Genomic DNA, 8,490 nt, shown 5'->3' with positions numbered 1-8,490 from the left:
TCCGGGTCGGTGACGTCGGCGGCCACCACCTCGACCGGCCGGTCCCCCGCGTCGGGCCCCGCCGCGGGGGGGGGGGGCCCCCCCCCCCCCCCCGCCCGGGCCCCCCCCCCCCCCCCCCCCCCCCCCCCCCCCCCCCCCCGGCCCCCCGTCGGCTCAGCCGCGTCAGTAGCGCCAGGGGGTGCCGGTCTCGCGGTATTCCTCCACCGGCACCAGCGGCACGTTGGGCGCCATCCGGTCGACGTAGAGCCGCCCCTCCAGGTGGTCGATCTCGTGCGCGACCAGCCGCGCCATCGCGTACTCGAAGGACGTGATGACCCGGCTGCCGTCCCACTGGGCGTGTTCCACGTCGATCCGCAGCGGCCGGGGCACAAGGCCGCGGTGGTCGAAGAAGGAGAGGCAGCCCTCGTACTGCTCGTCGGTCTCCGCGGCGGCCTCGACCACCCGGGGGTTGAGCAGCACGACCGGCTCGGCCGTCCGGTCGGCGGGGCGGACCAGCGCGGCGGCCCAGCCCAGGCCGAGCTGCGACGCGGCGAGGCCGACGCCCTTGCTGAACGGGTGCAGCTCGTCGAGGCGGGTCAGCATCCCGGCGAGCCGCTCCACCACCTGCCGGGCGTGCGGTTCCTCGGCCGGCAGGTGGAACTGGCGGGCGGGTTGCCGGAGCACGTCGTCGCCGCGCTGCACGATGCCCACCGCGCGCATCCGGTCGCTGGCCCGTATCCGGGTGTCGCCGGTGGGCGGTGCGTCGGGTGCGATGTCCGACGCCTGGCTGCGGAACCGCCACTGCATCCGGTAGCGGGCGTTCAACGGCGGGTCGTCGGTCCCCCAGTCGTAGATCACCCGGTCGTCCGCCGCGGTGCGCTGGATCGGGGTACGCAGCGGCCCTTCCTCCGCCGACAGTGAGGTCTCCGCGCCCCACACCTTTGGGTCGAGGTCGGCGGGGAGGTCGAGCCGCACCGCGAGGTGCCGGGTGGGCAGGCGTACGGCCCGCTGGAACCAGGGGCCCCACTTGTCCCGGCCGACGCGGTACCCGTACTCGATCGTCACCCGGTCGCCCGGGTAGAGCGGGAAGCGGCCCTCGTCGTTCTCGAAGAGCAGCCAGATCTCCTTGAACGCGTCCCGGTCGTGCTTGGCCCGCCAGTGCATCGGCTCGCGCCCGCCGCCGTCGTCCCGGTGTGCGGTGAGTTGCAGCTCGGCGAACGTGAGCGGGTGCTCCCGGTGGTGCCGGTTGGACCGGCCGGGGTCGTTGGGGTAGCGGTCGACGGCGACCCGGACCAGGTAGCGGGTGACCGGCTCGGTCCCGGCGTTGTAGAGCTCCCGCCGGATCGCGCAGTGGTAGCCATCGCCGGTGTGGGTGAGCGTGGCGACCTCGCGTTCGACCACCAGGCCGGTGCCGGGGGGCAGCCACTGGCCGGGGACGAGCGACTCCCGGTGCGTCCCGGTGGCTCGGCTGTGCCGCAGTTCGTCGTACTCCCGGAAGCGCTGCCAGATCGCGCCGCTGGCCTCCAGGACGGCCTCGGCCCGGCGGGCGAAGTCCTCGGTGGGCCGGTGCCGGCGCCCTTCGACGTGGCTGACGTAGGACGGGTCGAAGCCCATCAGCGTCGCCAACTGCTTCTTGGACAGCCCTCGGCCGGTCCGGTGCCGGGCGAGTTCGGCCGCGAACGAGTCGGCGGCACGCTCGATCGGTGAGGTCATCAGCTTCCTCGCACGCGGGAAGACCATCTTCACGTTTCGTGGCCGAACGTGTACGGAAACTGCCTCGTATTCGACACTCACCTTGACAATCCAGCGGTGTACGTCAATGCTTGCGCGGTCCGCCGGCGCTCCCGGCGGCGTTTTCCGCCCACCTCGCCGGGTAGTACGCGACGGCGAGGGAGTGAGCGGGACCTCCCTACGAAGCCCGTGGCACCACTTCCCTCCGCCGGGGAGTGTGGTTAGGCTAGCCTTAGCTTCGGTCGACGGCACGCGCCGGCCGACGGGCGACCAGACAGGGGACGGCCAGGTGACTGCGGTGATGCCGGGGCGCGACGTCGCCACCCCGTTCGCCCCGGTGACCGCGACCCTGCGCGCCATGTTCGGCACCGACGACCTGCCCGGGCTCGCGCCCGGCCTGCTGGTCCGCGACGAGCTGGACCGCTGGGCCCCGGCCGCCCGCCTGATCGACGGCACGCTGCTCCCGGAGTTCCTGACCGCCGCCGGGCGACGCTGGGGCGGCACCCCGCACGCCTGCGCCGCGCTGGCCTGGAAGTCCTACAGCTACTGGACCGCGCTGCCGGCCGTGCTCGGCTGGGCCTCGGCGCGGCGGGTGCCGCTGCTCGACCCCACGAACGTGCTGGTGCACTTCGAGGACCATCACCAGCTGCTCACCCTGGGCCTGCGTGCCTCCACCGGGGTGGCCGTGCTGCCCGGCGACCCGCTGGCGCTGGCCGGCGCGCCGGGCGTGCGGGTGGTCGCCGACGAGGCGGCGCTGCTCGACGCGCTCCGCGCGACGCTGCTCGACGCCCACTTCGCCCCGCTGATCACCGCCATCCAACGCGAGGTCCGGATCGGCACCCGTACCCTCCTGGGCTCGGTGGCCTCCGGCATCGCGCACGGCATCCTGCGCGCGGCGGACGCGCTGCCCGGCCCGACCACCACGACCGTCGGCACGCTGCTCGACGCGCTCGACCTGGCCGATCTGGTCGAGCTGGTGCCCGGCCCGACCGGTGAGCCGACCGTGCAGCGGCGCACCTGCTGCCTCGCCTTCACGCTGCCCCGGCCGAAGATCTGCCAGGGCTGCTGCGTCCGCCAGGGCTGAGCACCCGCCGAGCCGACCGGCGCCCGGGACCGGCCGGTGGTCAGTCGACCAGCGGGCGGACGTCCCAGAGCCAGACCCCGCCGGCGCGGGTCGGGGTGATCCCGGTCAGCTCGGTCATCGCCCGGCGCAGCGACTCGGCCGCGGGCAGCCGGGGGTCGAGGATCACCGCACCGGCCCGCCAGTGACGCAGGTCGTCGACGGCGGCCACCCGGTCCTGCGGGGTGATCGGCGGGACCGCGTCGGTCCGCCGCACCGTCTCGAAGAACGTGCTGGTGGGGCGCGGCGGCGCGGTGAAGAGCGCGGTCCGGCCGGCGCCCGGCCGGGTGTCCGGGTAGAGGAAGTAGCCCCGGGCCAGCGGCATGTCCAGCCGCGTCTCGGCGGACCAGCGCAGTGGGACCGCGTACGTGGTGTCGGGCAGCGGGAGCGTGACGATGCTCCGCCCGCCCGCCACGTAGGGCCGCCACGCCCCGGAGGTGACGAACGCCGGGGTCGGGTCCAGGCGCGTCGCGGGCAGCGGGGTGGGCAGGATCGGCAGCAGCGCCATGGCGAGCACGGTGCCGGTGACGAACCGGATCTGCCCCCGGGCCGACGGGTGCCGCTGCGCCAGGCGCCGCGCCCGGTCGGCGCCGAGCGCCAACAGCACGCCGATGATCGGGGTGAGCGCGAGCGACCAGCGGGTCGGCACCACCGAGTGCAGGACCGGGAGATTCTCCAGCGCGGCCCACGGACCGGGCACGCCGGTGTCGCGCCCGCCGAAGCGGATCTCCCGGCCGAGCGAGAAGAGGCCGAACACCACCCCGACCGCGGCCAGCCCGAGCACCACCGCGTTCCGGCGCAGCCACCAGACCAGCGCGACCACCAGCACCACGAGCGGCCAGCCGAAGAACGCGTTCTCCTCGGTGGCGTTCTTGACCAGCGGCTCGCTGCCCCGGGCGTCGCCGGCCACCGACTCCCGGGACCACGCCAGGTAGGCGGCGAGGTCGGTGGAGTAGCCCCGGATCAGCGTGGAGAGCCCGGAGTAGGCGCCGGGGCCGGCGAACTGCACGTACAGCGGGTACGCGAGCAGCGCCCCGGCCACCACGGCGGCCACCCCGAGCCCGGCGGCGAAAGGTCGGGCCGCCGAGCGCAGCTCCGGCCGGCCGAGCGCGAGCGCCAGCACCACCACGCCGAGGCCGATGGCGGTCATCAGCAGGATCTCCAGGTTGAGGAAGGCCTGCCAGACGATCACCAGGCCGAGCAGCAGCCCGTTGCGCAGCCAGCGGCCGGGCCGGGCCAGCCGCAGCGTCCGCCAGACGATCAGCGGCACCACGAACTGGCTGACGATGTTGGGGTGGGCGTTGGCGTGCGACACCATGGCCGGCGCGAACCCGCAGAATCCGGCGCCCAGCCAGGCCGGCCCCCGGGCTCCGGTCACCACCCGGGAGAGCAGGAAGTACCAGGCGGCTCCGGTGGCGGCGAGGCCGAGGGTGAGGAAAATGAGGAACGACCAACGCGGCCCGAACCACACCGTCACCGGCGAGAGGGGCAACGAAATGGATAATACGGAGGTATTCGCCATCAGATTGACGACGTCGGGCACATTCATCCGATCCGAGGTGAACGGATAGGCGAATTCCGTGACGACCCGAGCACCGTGCGCCATCATCCATTCGAATTGCGCCTGATCGGTGCGGTTGTCCCGTACGCCGTTCGCCGGGTCGATCCACAGCCGGGCGGTCACCCAGAACGCCAGCAGCACGAAGCTGAGCACGGCGAGAGCGTCGGTCCGCCGCCCCCGCCGTAGGCCCGCGTCCGATTGCGGAGTAGTCATAACATTTCAGAGCGTAGTCAAGGTATGACGGCCCCGTGACATTTTTCCGGGACTCACGTACTATGTGCCGGGTTCGCCGACCGCCGATCACGTGCCCCACCCGACCGCAATTCGGCCACTCCGGTGCCCCCGATTTTCCCGCCAGCCATCCAGATGGTTGACTCTGACGGTCCAGGCGCGGGTCAGTAATATCGTGAGGAATCGACGCATGGCAGAAATCACTGGGGATCAGCGCGTCCAGGCCGAGGTACTCGAAGGCCTGGCCACGGCGGTCAACCACCGGCGGTGGTTCGTCGAGCTGGCCGTGCCCTACCTCGGTGACGACCCCATCGAGATCGGCAGCGGCCTGGGCGACTACGCCCTCGAGTGGGCCGAGCAGATCCCCCGGATCACCGCCACCGAGGCCGACCCCGACCGGCTGGTCAAGCTCAAGGAGCGGCTGGCCCAGCACCCCAACGTCGAGGTCCGGCAGATGTTGCTGCCGCACACCGAACGGGGCGACTACAGCGCCGCCGTGTCGTACAACGTGCTGGAGCACATCGACGACCACGTGGGCGCGCTGCGCAGCATGCGCGACCTGGTCCGTCCCGGCGGCGCGGTGATCATCATCGTGCCGGCCTTCCAGTTCGCGATGGGCCCGGCGGACATCGCGACCGGCCACGTCCGGCGCTACACCAAGAAGACGCTGGGCGCGGCGATGACCGAGGCCGGGCTCACCGTCGAGAAGATCCACTACGCGAACGCGCTCGGCCTGATCGGCTACTTCATGGCCACCAAGGTCTTCCGGCTGATGCCGAAGGAGGGCCCGATGGTGAAGGTCTACGACACCCTGGTGCTGCCCGCCACCAAGGCCGCCGAGCAGCGGCTGCGCCCCCCGTTCGGCCAGTCCGTCTTCGCCGTGGCCCGCGTGTGAGGCCGGGCCCCTTCTTAACGCTTCCGGTATAGAGGGGGCCCCTTCTCACACCCACGTGTTGAGAAGGGGCCCCTCCTTACCCGTCAGTCACTCCTTGACCTGGTACGTGGGGCGGATCACCGCCCGGGCCAGGGTGTGGAACGCGAGGTTGAAGCCGACGAAGGCCGGGCTCGCGTCCTTGCCCACGTCGAGGCGCTCCACGTCGACCGCGTGCACCGCGAAGACGTACCGGTGCGGGCGGTCCCCCGGCGGCGGCGCGGCGCCGCCGTACCCGGTGTCGCCGTAGTCGTTGCGGATGCTGAACGCGCCACCGAGGTCGGCCTCCCGCACGGCGGTGGCCAGCTCGGTGACCGAGGTGGGCACGTCCACCAGCACCCAGTGCCAGAACCCGCTGCCGGTCGGCGCGTCCGGGTCGAAGCAGGTCACCACGAAGCTCTTCGTCTCCGCCGGGAAGCCCGACCAGGACAGGTGCGGCGAGACGTTCTCGCCGCCGGCGCTGCCGTGCGCGTACCTGGCGTCCATCGGCTCGCCGTTGTGCACGTCGCCACTGGTGAGGTCGAACGACGGCACCGTCGGCAGCAGCTCGTACGGGTCCGGGGCGATCGGTCGTTCCAGGGTCATCGAAACGGGTCCTTCCGGTGCGCGAAAATGTTCTGCGCCCCTTCATACCCCGCTGTCGTGCTGCCGGCGCACCATCTCGTTGATCCAGACCGGCGCGTACGGGGACGTGCAGCCCGGCGCCGTCGGATAGTCCTTCAGCACCGCCAGGCGCTCACCGACGGCGATCGCCCGGGTCCGGAGCCCGGCGTGCTCGATCCCGATCTGGGCCAGGCAGTGGTTCATCGCCCACTGGAGGCGGTCCGGGGCGTCCCGCAGCTCCGCCTCGATGACGTCGAGCAGCCCGGGCAGGTCGAGCCCGGCCGGCCTTCTCGCCACGCGCTCCGTGGTCAGCGCCCAGCCGGCGCTCGCGACCACCAGATCCGGGTCGGCGAGCCAGGCCACCCGCAGCGGTTCGGCGTGCGGGCTCTTCTTCACCACGTAGTTGACCAGCCAGTCGTGCACCTTGGGGGTGCGCGCCTCGCGCAGCATGGCGTCCAGCTCGTCCGCCCCGAACGCCTTCGGCCGGCAGATCAGCAGCGCCAGCAGCCGCGCCGCGCTGTCACCGGTCGCCCACAGCTCACGGGCCAGTTCCGGCTGCGTCCTCAGCCGCTTCGCGACCGCCCGCAGCCTGCCCAGGTTCACCCCGTGGTCGTCGCCGTGCCTCTCGTTGACCGCGCGGGCCCTCGGGTCCTCCAGCGCGGCCAGCTCGGCCATCACCTCGGCCAACGCCGCGTCCGTCACCTCGGCCTCCTGGGCGTTGCGGGCGGAGGGTGTGGGATTCGAACCCACGAAGACATCGCTGCCTTACCGGTTTTCAAGACCAGCGCCATCGGCCACTAGGCGAACCCTCCCGACGTGCTCCCCGAAGGGGAACCCGACCGCGCATAGTCTGCCACGAACACGGGATCGGGTAAGACTGAGCCATGCGCGCGATCACGATCACGGAACCCGGCGGACCCGAGGCACTCGTCTGGGCGGAGGTCCCCGACCCCGAGCCCGGCCCCGGCGAGGTGGTCGTCGAGGTGCGGGCCAGCGCGGTCAACCGGGCCGACCTGCTGCAACGGCAGGGCCACTACCCGCCGCCGCCGGGCGCGCCCGCGTACCCCGGGCTGGAGTGCTCGGGGACGGTCCGCGCGCTCGGTCCGGGCGTGACCGGCTGGTCGGTGGGCCAGGAGGTCTGCGCGTTGCTGGCCGGCGGCGGCTACGCCGAGCAGGTCGCCGTCCCGGCCGGGCAGCTGCTGCCGGTGCCGGCCGGGGTGGACCTGGTCGACGCCGCCGCGTTGCCGGAGGTGGCCTGCACGGTCTGGTCGAACGTGGTGGACCTGGCCGGGCTGGCCGAGGGGGACACGCTGCTGGTGCACGGCGGCGGCAGCGGCATCGGCACGTTCGCGATCCAGCTCGGGGTGGCGCTGGGCGCGACCGTGGTGGTCACCGCGCGCGGGGCAAAGCACGAGCGGCTGCGCGAGCTGGGCGCCGCGCACACGATCGACTACCGGGAGCAGGACTTCGTCGAGGAGGTGCGCCGGGTGACCGACGGGCGCGGCGCGGACGTGATCCTCGACATCATGGGCGCGTCCTACCTGCCCCGCAACGTGGCGGCGCTGGCCACCGGCGGGCGGCTCGTGGTGATCGGCATGCAGGGCGGCCGCAAGGGCGAACTCGACCTCGGGATGCTGCTGGCGAAGCGCGCCTCGGTGCACGCGACCGCGCTACGGTCCCGCCCGCTCGACGAGAAGGCGGCGATCGCCCGGGGCGTACGCGAGCAGGTGTGGCCGCTGGTGGAGGCCGGCACGGTCCGGCCGGTGGTGCACGCGCGGGTCGACATGGCGGACGCCGCCGACGCGCACCGGCTGGTGGAGACCAACGACCACCTGGGCAAGGTGCTGCTGGTGCGGTGACGCCTCAATCCCGGGGGAGCACCAGGCGCGCGCCGGGGCCCTCGGTGGCCAGCGAGTCCCCGGGGTTGTAGAGCGTGCAGCGCTGCAACGACAGGCAGCCGCAGCCGATGCAGCCGTCCAGGTCGTCGCGGAGCTTGCCGAGCAGCCGGATCCGCTCGTCCAGCCGGTCCCGCCAGGCCCGGGAGAGCGCCGCCCAGTCCTCCGGGGTGGGCGTACGCCCGGAGGGCAGCGAGTCCAGCGCCTCCCGGATCTCGTCGAGTGACACGCCGACCTGCTGGGAGATCCGGACGAAGGCGACCCGGCGCAGCTCGCTGCGGGCGTAGCGGCGCTGGTTGCCGCCGGTGCGGGCGGCGTGGATCAGGCCGAGCCGCTCGTAGTAGCGCAGCGCGGAGGGGGCCACGCCGCTGCGGTCGGCGAGCTGGCCGATGGTCAGGGTTGCCTCGTGCATCACAGGACCTTGAGGTGAAGTTCGGTT

The 8,490-nt window shown here is 72.9% G+C and carries 8 protein-coding genes and 1 tRNA gene; 3 read left to right on the top strand and 6 right to left on the bottom strand.

Annotated features, from left to right (window positions below; all coding sequences use genetic code 11):
- Positions 1 to 162: 162 nt before the first annotated feature.
- The gene (locus ACGFI2_RS19250) at positions 163 to 1,695 is read right to left on the bottom strand and encodes a peptide deformylase (RefSeq protein ID WP_393518794.1); all 1,533 of its coding nucleotides are present in this window, start codon (positions 1,693 to 1,695) and stop codon (positions 163 to 165) included.
- Positions 1,696 to 2,011: 316 nt separating this feature from the next.
- Here ACGFI2_RS19250 and ACGFI2_RS19245 point away from each other — a divergent pair, with 316 nt between their 5' ends.
- Positions 2,012 to 2,794, top strand: a complete 783-nt coding sequence (locus ACGFI2_RS19245) for an IucA/IucC family C-terminal-domain containing protein (protein WP_393518791.1) — start codon at positions 2,012 to 2,014, stop codon at positions 2,792 to 2,794.
- Between the two features lie 40 nt (positions 2,795 to 2,834).
- Here ACGFI2_RS19245 and ACGFI2_RS19240 read toward each other — a convergent pair whose 3' ends face one another.
- Positions 2,835 to 4,604: a hypothetical protein gene (locus tag ACGFI2_RS19240; RefSeq protein WP_393518614.1), complete on the bottom strand. Its 1,770-nt coding sequence runs from the start codon at positions 4,602 to 4,604 to the stop codon at positions 2,835 to 2,837.
- A gap of 208 nt (positions 4,605 to 4,812) precedes the next feature.
- Between ACGFI2_RS19240 and ACGFI2_RS19235 the strand changes: the two genes are divergently transcribed.
- Positions 4,813 to 5,517, top strand: a complete 705-nt coding sequence (locus ACGFI2_RS19235) for a class I SAM-dependent methyltransferase (RefSeq protein ID WP_393518611.1) — start codon at positions 4,813 to 4,815, stop codon at positions 5,515 to 5,517.
- 87 nt (positions 5,518 to 5,604) lie between these two features.
- Here ACGFI2_RS19235 and ACGFI2_RS19230 read toward each other — a convergent pair whose 3' ends face one another.
- The 3 genes from ACGFI2_RS19230 to ACGFI2_RS19220 all read right to left on the bottom strand — a co-directional run bounded on the left by ACGFI2_RS19230 (position 5,605) and on the right by ACGFI2_RS19220 (position 6,968).
- Positions 5,605 to 6,138 carry a YbhB/YbcL family Raf kinase inhibitor-like protein gene (locus ACGFI2_RS19230; RefSeq protein ID WP_393518608.1) on the bottom strand — a complete coding sequence of 178 codons (534 nt, stop codon included), beginning with the start codon at positions 6,136 to 6,138 and terminating at the stop codon, positions 5,605 to 5,607.
- A gap of 42 nt (positions 6,139 to 6,180) precedes the next feature.
- Positions 6,181 to 6,831, bottom strand: a complete 651-nt coding sequence (locus tag ACGFI2_RS19225) for a DNA alkylation repair protein (RefSeq protein ID WP_393518788.1) — start codon at positions 6,829 to 6,831, stop codon at positions 6,181 to 6,183.
- A gap of 50 nt (positions 6,832 to 6,881) precedes the next feature.
- Positions 6,882 to 6,968, bottom strand: a tRNA-Ser gene (locus ACGFI2_RS19220).
- 72 nt (positions 6,969 to 7,040) lie between these two features.
- Here ACGFI2_RS19220 and ACGFI2_RS19215 point away from each other — a divergent pair.
- Positions 7,041 to 8,015, top strand: coding sequence for an NAD(P)H-quinone oxidoreductase (locus tag ACGFI2_RS19215; protein ID WP_393518605.1), 975 nt, complete (start codon positions 7,041 to 7,043; stop codon positions 8,013 to 8,015).
- Between the two features lie 4 nt (positions 8,016 to 8,019).
- Here ACGFI2_RS19215 and soxR read toward each other — a convergent pair whose 3' ends face one another.
- Complete coding sequence (gene soxR, locus ACGFI2_RS19210; protein WP_393518602.1) at positions 8,020 to 8,463, bottom strand: redox-sensitive transcriptional activator SoxR; 444 nt, start codon at positions 8,461 to 8,463, stop codon at positions 8,020 to 8,022.
- Positions 8,464 to 8,490: the final 27 nt, after the last annotated feature.

Origin of the sequence: Micromonospora sp. NPDC049282 (assembly GCF_043197045.1) — a bacterium.
Classification (GTDB): domain Bacteria; phylum Actinomycetota; class Actinomycetes; order Mycobacteriales; family Micromonosporaceae; genus Micromonospora.
The sequence above is the reverse complement of the archived record's forward strand: the minus strand, read 5'-3'. Positions and strand labels throughout refer to the sequence as shown.

Bases quoted from the DNA above. Each gene is read 5' to 3' on its own strand.
- ACGFI2_RS19230 (WP_393518608.1), bottom strand. From the start codon at position 6,138: ATGACCCTGGAACGACCGATCGCCCCGGACCCGTACGAGCTGCTGCCG.
- ACGFI2_RS19235 (WP_393518611.1), top strand. From the start codon at position 4,813: ATGGCAGAAATCACTGGGGATCAGCGCGTCCAGGCCGAGGTACTCGAA.
- soxR (WP_393518602.1), bottom strand. From the start codon at position 8,463: ATGCACGAGGCAACCCTGACCATCGGCCAGCTCGCCGACCGCAGCGGC.
- ACGFI2_RS19240 (WP_393518614.1), bottom strand. From the start codon at position 4,604: ATGACTACTCCGCAATCGGACGCGGGCCTACGGCGGGGGCGGCGGACC.
- ACGFI2_RS19225 (WP_393518788.1), bottom strand. From the start codon at position 6,831: ATGGCCGAGCTGGCCGCGCTGGAGGACCCGAGGGCCCGCGCGGTCAAC.
- ACGFI2_RS19215 (WP_393518605.1), top strand. From the start codon at position 7,041: ATGCGCGCGATCACGATCACGGAACCCGGCGGACCCGAGGCACTCGTC.
- ACGFI2_RS19245 (WP_393518791.1), top strand. From the start codon at position 2,012: ATGCCGGGGCGCGACGTCGCCACCCCGTTCGCCCCGGTGACCGCGACC.